The 16,436-nt window shown below is 42.6% G+C and carries 14 protein-coding genes; 13 read left to right on the top strand and 1 reads right to left on the bottom strand.

All coding sequences use genetic code 11. From position 1 onward, the window contains the following. Positions 1 to 94: 94 nt before the first annotated feature. Entirely contained in the window at positions 95 to 1,456 is a 1,362-nt protein-coding gene (rpoN, locus tag EEX84_RS07510) for an RNA polymerase factor sigma-54 (protein WP_123165001.1), read from the bottom strand. A gap of 541 nt (positions 1,457 to 1,997) precedes the next feature. On the opposite strand from rpoN, the gene EEX84_RS07505 reads away from it, so the two are divergent. The 13 genes from EEX84_RS07505 to EEX84_RS07445 all read left to right on the top strand — a co-directional run bounded on the left by EEX84_RS07505 (position 1,998) and on the right by EEX84_RS07445 (position 16,407). Next, entirely contained in the window at positions 1,998 to 3,062 is a 1,065-nt protein-coding gene (locus EEX84_RS07505; RefSeq protein ID WP_123165000.1) for an LLM class flavin-dependent oxidoreductase, read from the top strand. A 194-nt stretch (positions 3,063 to 3,256) separates the two neighbouring features. Then, complete coding sequence (locus EEX84_RS07500; RefSeq protein WP_123164999.1) at positions 3,257 to 4,342, top strand: TRAP transporter substrate-binding protein; 1,086 nt, start codon at positions 3,257 to 3,259, stop codon at positions 4,340 to 4,342. A gap of 77 nt (positions 4,343 to 4,419) precedes the next feature. Beyond that, positions 4,420 to 4,896, top strand: coding sequence for a TRAP transporter small permease subunit (locus EEX84_RS07495; protein WP_123164998.1), 477 nt, complete (start codon positions 4,420 to 4,422; stop codon positions 4,894 to 4,896). 15 nt (positions 4,897 to 4,911) lie between these two features. Further along, positions 4,912 to 6,219, top strand: a complete 1,308-nt coding sequence (locus EEX84_RS07490; protein ID WP_123164997.1) for a TRAP transporter large permease — start codon at positions 4,912 to 4,914, stop codon at positions 6,217 to 6,219. Between the two features lie 42 nt (positions 6,220 to 6,261). After that, positions 6,262 to 7,011, top strand: a complete 750-nt coding sequence (locus tag EEX84_RS07485) for an SDR family NAD(P)-dependent oxidoreductase (protein WP_123164996.1) — start codon at positions 6,262 to 6,264, stop codon at positions 7,009 to 7,011. Between the two features lie 131 nt (positions 7,012 to 7,142). Further along, positions 7,143 to 8,087, top strand: coding sequence for a phosphotriesterase family protein (locus tag EEX84_RS07480; RefSeq protein ID WP_123164995.1), 945 nt, complete (start codon positions 7,143 to 7,145; stop codon positions 8,085 to 8,087). Between the two features lie 143 nt (positions 8,088 to 8,230). Next, on the top strand, positions 8,231 to 10,168 hold the full coding sequence (locus EEX84_RS07475) for a sigma 54-interacting transcriptional regulator (RefSeq protein ID WP_158599085.1): 1,938 nt from the start codon (positions 8,231 to 8,233) through the stop codon (positions 10,166 to 10,168). A gap of 506 nt (positions 10,169 to 10,674) precedes the next feature. Beyond that, positions 10,675 to 12,813 (top strand): acetate--CoA ligase family protein, encoded by a 2,139-nt coding sequence (locus tag EEX84_RS07470; RefSeq protein WP_123164993.1) that lies wholly within the window; start codon positions 10,675 to 10,677, stop codon positions 12,811 to 12,813. A gap of 17 nt (positions 12,814 to 12,830) precedes the next feature. Next, on the top strand, positions 12,831 to 14,063 hold the full coding sequence (locus tag EEX84_RS07465; protein WP_123164992.1) for an acyl-CoA dehydrogenase family protein: 1,233 nt from the start codon (positions 12,831 to 12,833) through the stop codon (positions 14,061 to 14,063). 24 nt (positions 14,064 to 14,087) lie between these two features. Continuing rightward, positions 14,088 to 14,882 (top strand): enoyl-CoA hydratase-related protein, encoded by a 795-nt coding sequence (locus EEX84_RS07460; protein WP_123164991.1) that lies wholly within the window; start codon positions 14,088 to 14,090, stop codon positions 14,880 to 14,882. Positions 14,883 to 14,958: 76 nt separating this feature from the next. After that, a complete protein-coding gene (locus EEX84_RS07455; RefSeq protein WP_123164990.1) occupies positions 14,959 to 15,504 on the top strand; it encodes an NADPH-dependent FMN reductase in 546 nt (181 codons plus the stop codon). A gap of 78 nt (positions 15,505 to 15,582) precedes the next feature. Further along, the gene (locus EEX84_RS07450) at positions 15,583 to 15,855 is read left to right on the top strand and encodes a hypothetical protein (RefSeq protein WP_123164989.1); all 273 of its coding nucleotides are present in this window, start codon (positions 15,583 to 15,585) and stop codon (positions 15,853 to 15,855) included. A gap of 54 nt (positions 15,856 to 15,909) precedes the next feature. After that, complete coding sequence (locus tag EEX84_RS07445) at positions 15,910 to 16,407, top strand: flavin reductase family protein (protein ID WP_123164988.1); 498 nt, start codon at positions 15,910 to 15,912, stop codon at positions 16,405 to 16,407. The last annotated feature ends 29 nt before the right edge of the window (positions 16,408 to 16,436 follow it).

Genomic DNA, 16,436 nt, shown 5'->3' with positions numbered 1-16,436 from the left:
ATTGGGTTAGGAGCGGTTGTTCTCTTTGAAAAAGGGAGTCTTATGAAAAATGAATGAGCATAAGACAGTAAGTTTTTATTTGCTGTAAAGATTCTTAGTAACGAACCCTTTTCGAAGAACACAAAATGCCCAGCTCTTCCCGGTACTTCGCAATTGTCCTTCTGGCGACTTTTATTTGGTCGGCCGCCAGTAATTCCAGCAGTTTTTGATCGCTGAATGGATTTTTTTTGTCTTCTTGTGCAATCAGCTTTTTAAGTTTCTCTTTAATGGAAGCATTCGAATCGACTTGGTTCTCTGATTCGATGCCACGTGTGAACAATTCTTTCATCCGGAACAGTCCGTGAGGCGTTTGGATATATTTGTTGCTTGTTGCACGGCTGACTGTAGATTCATGAAGCCCCAGTTTGGTCGCAATATCTTCCAGCTTCATCGGTTTCAGATGTGTGTAACCGTTTTCAAAAAAGTCGATTTGGAATTCGATGATCGCCACAGCAACCCGATACAGCGTAATATGGCGATGCTCGAGCCCCTTCAATAATAAAACAGCATTTTTGTATTTGTCTTTTAAGTAACGCTGGCTTTCGTCTTGATCTTCGCAAATTAAGTTTTCGTAATAAGAATTGAGAGACACGTCAGAAAAGAACTTATCGTTTACCACCGCTACATACTCTTTATGAAATTTTTCTACAATAATATCAGGGACGACATACTGCGTCAGCTCGGTATTGAAAGAATTTATGGGACGTGGATTTAACAATTTGATCTGATCTACTGCTTTTTGAATAGCTTCCAGGGAGACTTTGTATTGTTTGGCGAGATTTCGATAACGTCTTTCTGCAATGTCCTTTAAGTTATTTTGAATTAGGTTCCATACCAAAGTATTTTCTTTGTTCGTCTCTTTTAACTGAAGAAGCAGGCATTCCTGGAAGTCTTTAGCGCCAATTCCTGCAGGTTCAAGCTTTTGCAATATGCCGATCATTTCCTCGACTTGTTCTACAGGTACCCCTGAATAACGGGAAAGGTCAGAAGAACCAAGCGTAAGAAAACCATTTTCATCTAAATTCCGGATTAAGTACTTTAATACAGATTTTTCTTTGCAGGATAATTGCTTTAGGGAAATAACTTGTTCCCATAAATATTCTTCGATATTAACTATATTATTATTATAATTCTGCAAATAATCCTGCTGATCGTTTTCTTCTTTATCTTTTGAAGAAAAAGAGGAAGTATATTTGTCTTGATTTTTCAGGATGGAAGTTGAATGTGTTTTGTAAAACTGTTCCATAGAAGAAGTGTTGTCCGAAATATCCAATAAAGGATTTTCATGAAGCTGGCTTTCCACATATTCCATGAGTTCATCGGTGGAGTACTTCAGAATCACTAGAGATTGCTGCAAATCAGGTGTCATATTTATTTTTAATGACATATTCTGTTGAAGACTGGGGGCTGCATTCATATGGATGACATCCTTTCGCTGAAAAGATTACTTCTACTCTCTTTATTGCCCCAATTATATTTACAATAATATATTAAGTCAAATCCGTTTTTTTAATAATCTGAATTGTGGGAGCAGGTTAATTAGTCAATAAGCGCATATAAACTGAAAATGAGGAAGTATCGTGTCTTTTCTGAAACGTTTGTTGAAAAAAAGAAACGCAAAGAAAAATAAGAACAATTTACAAAAACAAAATATATCATTGACTCTCAATTTTTCAGTTGCTGCAGCTGTAGATTCTTCATATATATCATAGAGATTTGTCAAACAAGTGTATTATTTTTTGAAAAGATAAAATATTTTTCGGGAATTTGTTCAGCTTGGTATGGGTTTTGCTCCTAGTAGGATATATCAATTATTTTCAAGGAGGTGCAAGGCACGGTTTTCCGCTGGGCGAGGCTCCCATTCATAAAAGCCGCGACGTATAGTAGTTGAATGAGCGCTCGAAGGCCTCATCTCACTATAAAAGAAAATACCCAAACTAAAATTAGGAGATGATCGTATGACAGAACTAGGAAAAGATATGACATTCGGATTGTTTTATTTGAATTCAGTGGCTCCATGGAAAACAGATGCGGAAGAACTTCGCAACGGATTGGATCAGATTAAATTAGCCGACGAGTTGGGTTATCACGCAGCTTGGATTGCTGAACATAATGCACGGGCTTATGGAGTAGTCAGCTCTACAGCAGTTTACTTATCAGCAGCTGCAGCTATGACGAAAAACATCAAACTTGGCTCCGCAGTTAGCCGCTTGCCTCTTCATCACCCGTTAAAGCTGGCAGAAGATATGGCATTGGTTGACGTCATAAGTGACGGACGGCTTTACCTGGGAGTAGGCAAAGGCTACGACAAACTGGAATACGACGCGTATAACGAAGATTTTGATGAGCGGCATGACAAATACCTGGAATCGTTGGATATTGTGACAACAGCTTTGCAAAATGATGTGGTTACTTACTCAGGGAAGTTCTATGACATTCAAGATATCAAAGTTTACCCGCGTCCGGTCCAGGAATCAGGACCACCCATTTTCGTAATGGTTTCCGGAAATGACAATTCAATCATCAATGCGGCAAAACAAGGACACTCCTTTATGCTGGGCGGAATCAAAAATGATGATACAAAACATAAAATTGCTTTGTACAAATCATCAGCTTTAGAGTCAGGGTTATCACAGGAATATGTCGATGATGCCGTTGCAAGATCAGGGAAACTATTATTCTGTCATGTTGCTGAAACAACAGAACAGGCCCAGGCAGAATACAAACATGGTCTGGAATGGTATATGAGCGAAAGGGACAACCGGCCGACTTTCGGTGTCATCAGCAGAGAACGAGGAATCGATTACGACAGTTTCCTGAAATCAGAAAACACGTTAGTCGGCTCTCCTGAAAAAGTAATTGCAGACATCGAAAGGTACAAAGAAGAGACTGGGCTAAACAACATCATCTTATGGATGAATATCGGTGGGCAGCCGCAGGAACAAGTACTGAAATCGATGAAACTTTTCTCTGAGCAGGTAATGCCTCATTTCACTAAACAGTCTGTCACGTCTAATAACTAAATCTCTCACCAAGCGAAATAGCACCTTTGAAAGGGAAATTTCAATGGAATCGAAAAGGTCTTATTTCACTTGCCCCGCATCTATGCAGAAATGAAAGTAAGAAGTAATATGGACAAGGTAATTTGGAAGCGCTTTATTGCAAGACTCAAGAGGACAGGCTCGTTAATATTAATTGAGAATCAGGGGGAGTTTTAATGAAAAAAACTACATTCTTAAAAGCTTTTGCTGCAATGACCACCCTTGCCATGCTTGCTGCATGTGGCGACGAATCAAGTGGAACAGCCAGTTCGGGAGATGGAGATAAAGTCCACGAAATAAATTTTAATATCTCGGCTTCGCCTACCAGTTCTTTTACAACAGATCTGGTTGAACCGTGGGTGGACATTGTGGAAGAAAAGTCAGATGGCCGGTTGAAAGTGAATGTCTTTACAAGTGCAGCCTTAGGATCTTTGGCTACAGGATTTGAAGATATTCAAAATGGCGTCTATGAGCTGGGCATGGTAAGTCCCGGCCGCCACATGGACAGCGAAGTGTTCCCGCTGACCATCGGGGATCTGCCTTTTGCCCTCACGACACCTCAAGTGGCAAATACGGTTTTGACTCAATATATAGATAAGTATATGAAAGAGGAAGGTTCTTTCGGAAACGGAACCTACATGACCATTTACGCTACTGATGCGTGGAACCTCTACAGCAAAGAACCGATTGAAACGGTAGAAGATGTTAAAGGCAAGAATATCAGTGATTCTGTAGCAGAACGATTGGAACTTATCCAGGAATGGGGAGGCTCTCCAGTAAGTTTAAACAACACCGAGTTATATGAGGGGCTGGAACGTGGAACAATTGACTCAGCTATTTATACCTCTGTGGGTGCTGGAGGATTTAACTTACACGAAGTGGCGCCATATATGACCAAGCTTGATATTGGTGGCACCACCCAATTGTTATTGGTCAACACAGATTTCCTGAATTCACTTCCTGAAGACCTGCAGGAATTGATGACTGGTGAGCTGGCAGATGAATTTGTAAGATTAGGCATCGATTCCTATACTTCAAAAGCGGAAGAATCGATAGCTAATTTTGAAGAGCTGGTGAAGGAAGACGGGGGAGAAGTCATTATTCCAAGTGAAGAAGCCATGGAAGCATTCAGAGCCCCAACTGCTGATATAGCAAAAGAGTGGGTGGAAAAAGCGAATGACAGAGGCTATGACGGAGAAGAAATGCTCGAGTATTACAGCACCTTATTGGAAGATGCTGGTGTTGAAAGCCCATTTCAATAATACTAGCTTTAAAATTGGTCACCAGGGAGTAAATCTCCCTGGTGTCTTTGAAAATATTTTAAGGAAGTGGGAATCTGATGAAAATTTTCACTAAATTTGTAGATTTAATCATTACTGCAAACAAAATTATCGCTTTTGTATCAATTGTAGTCATGATGCTGGCTGTTACATTGTTTTCCATAACACGGGCAGCTGGGTTTCCGATGGTCGGAAACATTGAAATTGTCCAATTGCTGATGGTGGTTTTGATTGTTGGCGCACTGGCATTTACTGAAAAGGAAGGTTCGCATATTAAGATCGGGATCATCGTCGACAACTTTTCTCCCTTCATCCAAAAAGTATTGGATTTGATCGCTTACGCATTTCTTTTCATTTTTTGTGCAGTGATTGTATGGAGCACATTTCTCAACCTGGATTTTAATCAGGCATCCGATTTGTTGCGAATCCCATATTATCCTTTCAAAATACTGATTATTATCGGCTTTTCTACCTGGGGACTTGAAGGCATACGAAAACTCATCTACACATTCGGGCAATCGAAGACAGATAGCTAATAAGGGGTGATCATTTTGAGCGTTACAATTGTCGGAATTCTGGTCATTGTCTTTTCTTTTATATTAATGTTTTCACGGGTACATATTGCAGCCGCCATGGCCATTCCTTCCATTCTGGGAATTATTTATTTAAGAGGTTGGGATACGATGCTGGCGACTGTCAATTCAATCGTGTGGGAACATAGTTTTTCATATACACTGACCACCATCCCGTTATTCGTTTTAATGGGACAATTTCTTTATACATGCGGGTTCAGTGAAGACTTGTTTACAATGTTTCAAAAATGGATGGGCAAGTTGAGAGGCGGATTGGCTATGGCGACAATCGGATCGTCCGCAATGTTTGCTGCTTCATCGGGTTCCAGTTTGGCGACCACTGGAACGATTGGTGTCATTGCGTCAAAGGAAATGCTGGCATCGAATTACAGCAAAGTGATGACCGGGGGCTCCATTGCTGCAGGGGGGACGCTTGGCATATTGATTCCGCCCAGTACAATGATGATTTTATACGGTGTCATAACAGAACAATCAATCGGAAAGCTGTTGATTGCGGGAATTATCCCCGGGGTTTTGTTGACCATTTTCTTTATGCTGGCGATCAACATCAGTGCATGGATAAAGCCAAGCCTGGTACCAGTGTCTGAAAACTTCGAGACTACATGGAAGGAACGGTTTCTGTCATTAAAATCCAGTATCTCAATCATTGTACTTTTTAGTGTTGTGATCGGAGGGATTTATGCAGGTTATTTCACAGCTACTGAAGCAGCTGGAGTTGGCGCATTTGGGGCCTGTATTATTGGGCTGATACGCAGAAAATTAACTGTAAAAACTTTTACTGAAGCGGTTCTGAACACCATAAAAACGACAGGTTTTATTTTTGCGATCATCATCGCAGCGTTCATCTTGAATTATGTGTTGACGATTACACGGCTGCCCCAGCAATTGGCACAATTCTTATTTGAACAAAATCTTTCAGCTTTAGCCATTTTTGCATTGATCATCGTCCTGTTTATCATATTGGGAGCTGTTATGGATACAATGGCTATGATCGTAGTCACATTGCCCATTATTTTACCGATTCTGGAAATGCACCAGTTTGATCTGATCTGGTTTGGAGTCATCATGGTGTTGCTGGTGGAAATGGCATTAATCACACCGCCGATTGGTATGAACTGCTTTGTATTAAAAGGCGTAGTGGAAAAACTGGATTTAGGAAGTATTTTCAAAGGTGCATTAATCTTCTGTGTGCCAATCGTAGTGTTAATCGGGTTATTGTATGCCTTCCCTGAAATCGCTTTATTTTTACCAAACGAAGTAGGTTGAGCATACGAAAAACTGTTAGTCTTTAAATTGGAGGGAAGTATATTGGGTAGATTGGAAGGGAAAGTGGCATTAGTAACCGGCGGCGCCAAAGGACAAGGAGAAGCGATTTCAAAGATTTTTGCAAAAGAAGGGGCAACTGTAATTATTTCTGATATTTCGGAAGAAGGAGAAGAAATATCAAATCAAATTAACAATAATGGGGGTAAGGCTCATTTTATCCCATTAGATGTTTCAAAAAGTGATCAATGGACGTCCATCATCGACTTCATTGACGACAACTACAACAGGCTGGATATTCTTGTGAACAATGCGGGAATACCAGGAGCCCAAAATATTGAAACACTGCTGGAAGATGAATGGCAGACCATCATCGATGTGAATGCGAAAAGCGTCTTTTTGGGAATGAAAACAGCAGTTAATCTGATGAAGCGGAATTCGGGCGGCGGTTCGATCATCAACAATTCATCAATTTGGGGACTAGTAGGAAGCGGCCGATCTGCTGGATATCAGGGCGCAAAAGGGGCCGTGACTCTTTTGACGAAAACGGCTGCCATTGAGTTTTCAAAGTATAATATTCGAGTGAACTCTATACATCCAGGGATTATTTTGACTCCAATGGTGAAAGATTCGATTGAAAGCGGAAGAGGTCAGCTCTTGATCGACAATACACCACTTAAAAGGCCTGGAACACCAGACGAAGTGGCACATGCTGTACTGTTTTTGGCTGCTGATGAGTCTTCCTATATTACCGGCGTGGCGTTGCCGATTGACGGCGGATATACCGCAGGGTAATGCTGCTTCCCTGCCGAACCTTGCGAATTCGCGAAGAGCCTGGAAGGTTTTCGCGAATTGTATGCGTTTACTGGCCAAGGAGAAGGAGCGATACCGCTCAGAAATTTATAAAACACAGAAGGAGGTTTCATATGATCATCAACTCCGTAAGAGGCGAACGTGATATTGAAAACCTGGGATTAACATTAGTGCATGAACATATGAGAACGCGGGCTGAAAGTGTAGCGGTCCAATTTCCTCATTTATATGATCTGGAAGAAGAAGTTGAACTGGCTGTAAAACAAGTAAAAGCAGTGAAAGAGCAGGGGGTTCAAACCATCTTTGATCCGACTGTCATGGGACTGGACAGGGATGTCCGGTTCATCAAACGGGTGGCTGAGGAAACGGATGTGGATATCATTTCAGCTACAGGGATTTTTTCTTTTCACTATCTGCCTACACGGTTTTTATCAAATGACATTGAATTTATGGCAGAACAATTTGTCAGAGACATTGAAGTGGGCGTCCAAAACACTTCGATTAAAGCCGGTTTTCTAAAATGCGCAACTGATTTACCGGGGATGACTGAAGATGTTGAAAAAATTATCCGGGCTGTAGCCAGGGCTCATCATAAAACTGGTGTACCCATTATGACACACTCTCACCCTGCGTCAGGGACAGGGCTCCAACAAGTTGCGATTTTCCAGGAAGAAGGCGTGAATATGGAAAATGTTTTGATCGGCCATTGCGGGGATACAGATAATATTGACTATATCGAAAGAGTATTGGACAGCGGGGCTTTCGTAGGCATGGACCGTTATGGATTATCCACTGCGCTGCCTACCGAAAAAAGAAATGAAACCGTATTGGAACTTGCGAAAAAAGGCTACGCCAACCGGATGTTTTTGTCACAGGATTATTGCTGCACCACTGACCGTTACAAGCCAGAAGCATTGAAGAAAGCTGCACATCCGGACTGGTCGATGACGTTTCTGCTGGATGAGGTGATTCCCACGTTAAAGGAGAATGGCATCACCGAAAAGCAGATCAATCAAATGATGCGGTTGAATGTAAAAGAGTGGGTGCGAAATAATTGAGCAGGAGACATAATATAATGTTATAATTAACGGAATATTTCATATTTTTCTTATGGAATAACTGAAGAATAACTACTATTATGTGGATGTTCCGTTTAGCCAGGAAAGTCTGCATTCTTTGTGAAAAGAATGGAGGAGTTTGCATGTTAAAGCTGTTGGTGACGGGTTCTGCCCCGTTGGACGATTATGTAAAAAAAGCCATCGACGAACGAAAAGGCACTATGAAAAATTTGACGCTTCAATCCATGGAATCAAAATATATCTTGAAAAATCCAACCTATATTAAAAATGACGATATTCTTCTTTGCGGAGCGATGCTCTACGAAGAGTTTAAAAGACTGGGCGTCAGAGGTCATCTCATCCCTTTGAGAATCCAAACTGCGGATTTTCTGAATGCATTAGCCAAGGCTTCCGAGACGGATTGTGAAGTGAATCTCATTAATTATCGTGAGGAATACATTCGAAGTTCAAAGGATGATTTAAAGTTCGACGAGAAGCAATTGGAAAATATATTCAAGATTAAAATAAACCAGCATACGTACATAACTGCAGAAGACGCAGAAGAACTCGTCTATAAATTGAAGGAAGAAGGACAGAAAGTGGTGGTTGGATCGGGGTTGGTCGTTAAATTGGCCCGTGATCTGGGAATGAGAGGCGTTCTTTGGTATGGCAGTGAAAGTGTAAATCTTTTAGTGGATATTGCTTTTAACGTTCTCGAAGCGAAAGTGCTGGAACAGAGCAACCAGAAAAGGCAGAATTACATTCTGGAAAACTTCAATGAAGGCGTTATCAGCTTAAATGTAATTGGCCGGATCATCAACATTAATCATGAAGCCCTGAAACTGCTTGACTTGGAAGGCGAGGAAGAGGTTACGACTAAGCCTATTAACGACATTCTGCCTCAAAGTGAGTTTTTGGAAATCCTGTCATCCAACGAAGTGGTAAAAGACATGGTCGTTTCTTATAAAAACAAAACTTTCTTTTTAAACACATTGCCGATTCGGGTCAATGATAATTTTGACGGCATGCTGGCGCTTTTCTCCGATACAAAAACATTGGAGCTCCAGGAAAACAAAATCCGACGGAAGATGAACAACAAAGCGGATATTGCCAAATACCACTTCTCCGACATTGTCGGCCGCAGCGAACAAACGAAAAAAGCGATCAGCAAAGCGAAAAAATTTGCGCGCTCGGATTCGAATATTCTGATTCTCGGTGAATCCGGCACGGGGAAGGAGCTTTTTGCACAAAGCATACACAATGAGAGTTTGCGTGCGAAACAGCCGTTTGTGGCGATCAACTGTGCGGCCATTCCGGAAAATCTGTTGGAAAGCGAATTTTTTGGTTATAACGAAGGCGCTTTTACAGGAGCGAAAAAAGGCGGGAATCCGGGACTGTTCGAACTGGCGCATAACGGCACCATCTTTTTGGACGAAATCGGGGAAATCCCTTTGAGTATGCAAGCCAAGTTATTGAGGGTCCTGCAGGAAAACGTCGTGAGAAGAGTGGGCAGCTCAACGGGCATTCCCATCAATGTACGAGTGATATCAGCAACGAACGTCAATCTGATCGAGGAAATCAAAAAGCGCACATTCAGAATGGACCTGTATTATCGTATTGGTGTATTGAATTTATTTTTGCCGAAATTGAGCAATCGAACCGACGATCTCGGGTTGTTGGTAGAGTCATTCACTCAAAGAAAATACCCTCATTTTCAGGAAGTGATTGAACATTTTTTAGGTGATATGCTGCCACTTCTTGAAGAGCATCAGTGGACAGGAAATATCCGTGAATTTGAAAATACAATGGAACGTCTATTTGCATATATAGAATCTCCGCAAAATGCTACAAAATCCAAAGTGGTGGCTTATTTAAAAGAAGCGATTGAAGAAAATTACTTTTTGCTGGACGACAGCCATGTTGATAAAGTGTCTTATCATGAAGTTGTCCAGGAAGTGAAATTAAGCAAAATCAAAGAAGTGCTGGAACAAACCAATGGCAACAAAAAGGAAGCTGCAAAGATTTTAGGAATCAGCAGAAGCACCCTTTGGAGAAGACTGAGTGAAGAAGCAGAAGCTTGAGAGAAAAGACAAACTCTACGAAACATCGGAAAAGCGAAGCTTACTGAACCGCCTGCCCGCAATCGAACTCTCGATTGCGAGTAGGCGGTTTTTGGTGTCTGGCCGAATCTGACAAGCGTTCACGTTTGTTTCAAAAATAAGACATACTATCCCAAGCTGAAACACTAAAAGGTGATTCTCTTCGACTTTTTCATTAATAGAAAATCTAAATAAAAAAAGAGGTTGCCTATCCATTATCTTTTTTTTTGATTCTATGGCAGCACCCCTTGTTTTACGAGGTTTTCAACCTGTTTGAAAAGAAAAAAGCTTTTGCTTGCCGCACAAAAATTAAAAAATCTAAAAATTTAAATTTTCATAATTAAGTGGCACGGTAATTGCTTTATATATGAATATGAAGAGCGAATAATTAAAATCCTTCTTTATAAGTACTAAACCCATAGCTCTCTTCATTTATCCGAGAAGTTTTTATAACACAGGCAATTAAGATGAAAGGAGTTTGATTATGTTTGAAAAATGATAATTTGCAAAAACTGTTCAACCCGGAAAGCATCGCTATTATCGGAGCTTCTCCTGACAAGAAAAAAATTGGGGGACGGCCGCTGGATTACCTTCAAAAGTACGGTTATGAAGGGAGAATCCTTCCGATAAATCCTAAATATGATGACATCAATAATCTCACGTGTTACCCCGATATTCTTTCCGCTGAAGGGGAGGTCGACCTGGCAATCATCGCTTTGCCGAGTCAAGCAGTGGTTGAAACATTCAAAAAATGCATCGAGAAAAACGTTCGATCGGTAATCATTTTCAGTGCTGGATTTGGAGAACTCGACGAACAAGGTGCAAAAGAGCAGGAAGAAATAACGGCACTTGCTGAAAAACATGGTATCCGGGTGCTCGGTCCCAACTGTTTAGGGATGTTCAATGTGAAAAAAGGTGTTTACAGTACCTTCTCGACGATTATTGAAGAAGAGCAGCCGATTGAGAGCAATATCGGTTTTGTCAGCCAAAGTGGTGCATTTGGTTCCCACGTATTTACACTGGCAAGGCAAAACAAGATCGGTTTCAGCTATTTCATCGCCACCGGTAATGAATGCGATGTGGATGTAGCGGATTGCATCAAGTTCCTGGCCGAAGACCCGGGGACGGACGTCATTGCCTGTTATATCGAAGGCACGAAAGACGGTGCCAAACTGATTGAAGCGCTTCAATTGGCACATGAAAACAATAAGCCGGTGATTGCGATAAAAGTCGGGAAAACGGATGTGGGTATGAAAGCGGCACTTTCACATACCGGATCACTTGTCGGAGCAGATACCGTTTTCGATACAATCTTTAAACAAAATGGCGTTTACAGAGCGAATACGATAGAAGAGTTCCTGGATGTCACCTATGCAGCGTCTAAATTGCCGTTTCCTAAAGGGAGAAACGTTGCTGTATTTACCGTCTCAGGAGGAGTCGGAATTTTGCTGGCAGACCAGCTTACCGAGAATGGACTGCTGCTGCCGGAAACGCCGGAATCGGTAAAGGAAAAGTTGAGAGACATCCTGCCGATTGCAGGGGTACAGAACCCAATTGACACGACCGCTCAAATTTCTTATATGCCGACTCTTCTCGAAGATTTTATGGAAAGCGTTTTATCAAGTGGAAAATATGATTCGGCCATTGTCTTCTTAGGGTTCGCCGGACTAAAGCTGGATTCATTGGAAGCGCGGATCAAATCATTGGTGAAGGTGAAGAATTTATTCAAGGACATTCCGCAAATGATTGTGACGATCAACTCTGAAACTTCCAAGCAGATGTTCAATGATGCCGGATTATATGTTCTTGATGATCCGACCCGGGCGGTGATTGTGACAAAGGCGCTGAATTATTTAAGTACAGCGGTAATTGAAGAAGAGGCGGAACAAGTCGAGTTTCCGAAAGGAAAAGAATTGGCTGACTCTCCTTCGCTGTTGACAGAGTACAAGAGCAAAGAAATTTTGGCCTCTTATAATATTCCAATCACCCGTGAAGCGCTGGCTGTAACAGCGGAAGAAGCGGTTCGTTACGCCGGTGAAATCGGTTATCCGGTCGTGCTGAAAGGCATGTCCCCACAAATCCTGCATAAAACCGATAAAGGTCTCGTATGCCTTTCGATAAAAACCGAAGAAGATGTGCGTGAAAAGTTCCAGGAGTTGAAAACAATCATCGAAGAAACCGAGGGGGCAGGATTTGAAGGGGTCCTGGTCCAGGAAATGCTGCAAAAAGACTCTGTCGAAATGTATATCGGATCCAAAAAAGACCCGATCTTCGGCCAGATGGTGCTGGTTGGCATGGGCGGCGTCTATATCGAAGTATTAAAAGATGTATCGATGAGAAAAGCGCCGGTGTCGGTCAATGAAGCCGAAAAAATGATCGAAGAACTGCAGGCGAGCCTCATTCTTAAATCGTACCGTGGGAAACCGGCGTACGATACGAAAGAATTGAGCAGTTTGATTTCGAAATTCAGTCACTTTATCGCCAGTAACCCGGAGCAGATAGCCGAAGCCGACTTGAACCCTGTAATGGTGTTTACCGAAGGCGAAGGGGTAAAAGTGGCCGATGGGTTAATGACGCTGGAAAACCAGGTCAGAGAAGAACGTTCTGCATTAATTGCATCTAAATAAGAAAAGGGGAGAAAAGAATGGACTTTAGCATTCCGGAAGAAACAGCAGAAATTATCAGTGGGTTAAAACAATTTATTGAGAAAGTAGTCATACCGCTTGAAGATGCAAATGAATCCTTATTGCATAATCCGCGGAATTATTATTTAGAAGATGGACGGCGAAGCCCGGAAGTCGAAGCGCTGCGTAAAAAAGTGCGAATGGAATCAGCCAAAGCCGGGTTTTACACCATGTTCGGCGATAAAGAGCTGGGCGGGGAAGAATTCGGTCCCGTCACTGCCTTATTGGTTCAGGAAGCAATCAATAAATCCTACCCGAATCGGAAACTGATAGAAGCGATCGTCATCCCGTCACCGTTTACGAATGGGTTGACTCCTGTATTGAAAGGATTGAAACCTGAACTTCAGGAAAAATACATTGAAGGAATCGGATCGGGCGAAAAAACATTATGCTTTGGACTGACTGAGCCAGATGCAGGTTCCGATGTATGGGGCATTAAAACAAGAGCTGTAAAACAAGGCAACGACTGGGTGCTGAATGGCACGAAGCAGTGGATCACCAATGCACCTTATGCCGATTACTGCCTGCTGTTTGCCGTCACCAATCCGGAACTGCAGAAAGAGCGCAAAGGCGGCATCACCTGTTTCTTCGTTGAGACAAAATCAGAAGGGTTTACAGTAGATTCAGTCATTGCCACGATGGGATCATTGGGCGGAGACGCTGGAATCATCAGCATTGACAACCTGCGCATTCCCGAAGAGAACATCATCGGCGAACTGGACAACGGATTTACAAAAGCGATGAACGGCATCAATACAGGCCGTTTGGGAATGAGCGGAAAATGTATCGGATCGGCACAATGGGCGTTGAAAAAAGCAGTAGAATATTCAAAGATCCGGAAAACATTCGGAAAAACCATCGAAGAGCATCAAACGATTCAGAACATGCTGGCAGAATGCGCCATGGATATCTACGCAGCGAGAAATATGGCATTGAATTGCGCCTGGAAAATTGAGACAAGCAAGAAGCCGCCTACAAAAGAGATTTCTATGGTGAAAGCCTATTGCACGGAAATGATGGGACGCGTATACGATCGGGCTATCCAAATCCATGGAGGCATGGGGCTTTCCAATGAACTTCAATTGGAAGAAGGGTACCGGATGGCACGTTTGTTGAGAATTCCGGACGGCACATCAGAAATCCATCGCCGTACGATTGCGAAAAGATTGTTAAAAGGTGATTTGTCATTCTAAAAAATACAAAGGTGGTCAAAACAGATGGAAGATAAGAAGGTACTCATTGAGAAAAAAGGAAAAATCGCTTATTTGATCTTAAACAGACCCGACAAATTGAATGCATTAAATGCGGAGTTGTTCAGTGATTTTGATGCGGCGCTTACGGAAATTGAAGAAGACAATGACGTAAGTGTTGTCATTATTAAAGGAAAAGGACGCGCTTTCAGTGTAGGATACGACGTATCGAAATACAAAGATCCAAGTGTTACAGAAGACCGGGATCGGTTGGAAGGTTTCACGAGGCGCTGGTTAAGAGTGTGGGAATTCCCGAAACCGATCATCGCGCAGGTGGATGGATATGCACTGGCAGGCGGCACACAATTACTGGCTTGCTGTGACTTTGTCATTGCAGCTGAAGATGCTCAATTCGGTTTCCCTTCGTTGCCTTTGGGCGGCGGCTTCGTCGGAATTTACTGGGGCTGGCACGTCGGACCGCAAAGAGCAAAAATGTTGGATCTGACAGCCGGCAGCCGTATTACAGGGAAAGAAGCAGCCGATTATGGATTTGTTGCCAGATGCTTTAAAAAGGAAGAGCTTGAAGAAGAGACGTTGAACATTGCCCGTGGCATTGCAAAAACACCGTTGGACATTCTGAAGCTGAAGAAAAAAGCACACAACCGGACGATGGAGCTGCAGGGCTTCCGTACAAGCGTCATGTTCGGGCCGGAGCAGGATGCCATCATCCATACCGCAGAAGGGATCAAATTGGTGCATGAAAAAATCCAGGAATTCGGTTTAAAAGGAGCCATCAGCTGGTTCGAAGAACAAAAAGTTTAATGGTGTATGGTGGAAGCGTTTTCTTCGGCGGTATCGCTGAGGAAAGCTGCGACCATTCAACCGAAAGGGGGATTCCATGAAAATTTTAGGCATCAGCGGATCACTTGTAGGGTCGAAGACGAAAATTTTAACGGAAATCGTACTAAGGGAAGTAAAGGACGTCAATCCGGAGTCCCGAACAGAGCTGCTGGATTTGAAAGACTTGAATCTGGAATTCTGTAATGGACGCCCATTCGAAGAATACAATGAAGACACACGATTGGCCATATCCAAGTTTGCCGAAGCAGACGCTTATGTCATTGGAACTTCCGTGATGCACGGCTCATTTCCCGGAGCATTAAAAAACCTCCTGGACTTGATCCCGACGGATGACTGCAAAGGGAAAACAGTTGCTTTTGCAGCGACAGGCGGCAACCCGGAGCACCATAAAATTGTAGAACATTACTTGGAGCCGATTGCTGCGTATTTGGAGATGAATATTGTGCCCGATCGAATCTTTACTACAAGCAGCGACTTTGACCAGCAAAACCAATTGATGAACCAGCAGGCAATTGAAAAAGTAGCCAAGATAGCACGAAATTTCAGCCGGGCAGGCAAAGGGAAGATTGCAGCAGAAATCTGATAACCGGTTAGATTCAACGGAAAAACCCGGCCCGCTTTGCTTACCGAAATCCTAACGATTAATGAGGTGAAGACAGTTATGCAAACAGAAAAAAATATCATCAATCTCACAGATCATTCATTCCAAAAAATCTGTCACTCAGAATATGGAATCAATCGCGGAGTCTATAACGTGATCGACGAATGGTTTTATGACCAGGGAATCCACAACATCATGAGCCGCAGGAGAGAAATTCTGAGCTTCATCGAATACTGTGCCCGTACATTAGGAAATCGGAAAGTGAAGTATGGCCACGGTGGGTTGACCCGAAAACTATGCGAGTACTTGGAAGAGGCGAAACAGCCGGTTTAAAAGGAAATATACGTCATGCAGCCATTCGATATTCTTTAAAGGAGGAGAACAGATATGAAAACTACTACAACTGAACCAACTCAACTATTCAAAGAAATTATGGGAAGTTATCCAACGGGGGTGACAGTGATCACCACGAAAGATGAGAACCAAAAACCGGTTGGGTTAACAGCCAATTCATTCGTATCCGTTTCCATCGATCCATTGATGATCCTTTGGTGCATCGATAAAAAAGCGGGGAGCTGGAACGCGTTCGACCAAGCGGAAAAATTTGCTGTCAATATATTGTCAGGAGACCAAAAAGACGCCTGCATGACATTCGCCAGCAAAAAAGAACCTGATCGTTTCTCCCGTCAGCCATGGAAGTATTCGGACAATGACCTGCCGATATTGGAAAATGTCTATGCATCGATGGAATGCAAAAAGGTTCAGCAAGTCGACGCAGGAGACCATTACATCCTTATAGGCGAAGTCATCGACCTCAGCAAAAACGAAGAACTTGATCCGATGATGTATTTCCGCCGGAACATGGGCCCTATCCCCAAGTGGTGACACCGAATATCCCGTAACGGCAAAATGAT

This window comes from Planococcus salinus (assembly GCF_003719725.1).
Classification (GTDB): Bacteria; Bacillota; Bacilli; order Bacillales_A; family Planococcaceae; genus Planococcus; species Planococcus salinus.
The sequence above is the reverse complement of the archived record's forward strand: the minus strand, read 5'-3'. Positions and strand labels throughout refer to the sequence as shown.

Excerpts from the sequence above, each read along its gene's own strand:
- rpoN (WP_123165001.1), bottom strand. The coding sequence starts at position 1,456 with ATGAATGCAGCCCCCAGTCTTCAACAGAATATGTCATTAAAAATAAAT.
- EEX84_RS07505 (WP_123165000.1), top strand. The coding sequence starts at position 1,998 with ATGACAGAACTAGGAAAAGATATGACATTCGGATTGTTTTATTTGAAT.
- EEX84_RS07500 (WP_123164999.1), top strand. The coding sequence starts at position 3,257 with ATGAAAAAAACTACATTCTTAAAAGCTTTTGCTGCAATGACCACCCTT.
- EEX84_RS07495 (WP_123164998.1), top strand. The coding sequence starts at position 4,420 with ATGAAAATTTTCACTAAATTTGTAGATTTAATCATTACTGCAAACAAA.
- EEX84_RS07480 (WP_123164995.1), top strand. The coding sequence starts at position 7,143 with ATGATCATCAACTCCGTAAGAGGCGAACGTGATATTGAAAACCTGGGA.
- EEX84_RS07475 (WP_158599085.1), top strand. The coding sequence starts at position 8,231 with ATGTTAAAGCTGTTGGTGACGGGTTCTGCCCCGTTGGACGATTATGTA.
- EEX84_RS07465 (WP_123164992.1), top strand. The coding sequence starts at position 12,831 with ATGGACTTTAGCATTCCGGAAGAAACAGCAGAAATTATCAGTGGGTTA.
- EEX84_RS07460 (WP_123164991.1), top strand. The coding sequence starts at position 14,088 with ATGGAAGATAAGAAGGTACTCATTGAGAAAAAAGGAAAAATCGCTTAT.
- EEX84_RS07455 (WP_123164990.1), top strand. The coding sequence starts at position 14,959 with ATGAAAATTTTAGGCATCAGCGGATCACTTGTAGGGTCGAAGACGAAA.
- EEX84_RS07450 (WP_123164989.1), top strand. The coding sequence starts at position 15,583 with ATGCAAACAGAAAAAAATATCATCAATCTCACAGATCATTCATTCCAA.
- EEX84_RS07445 (WP_123164988.1), top strand. The coding sequence starts at position 15,910 with ATGAAAACTACTACAACTGAACCAACTCAACTATTCAAAGAAATTATG.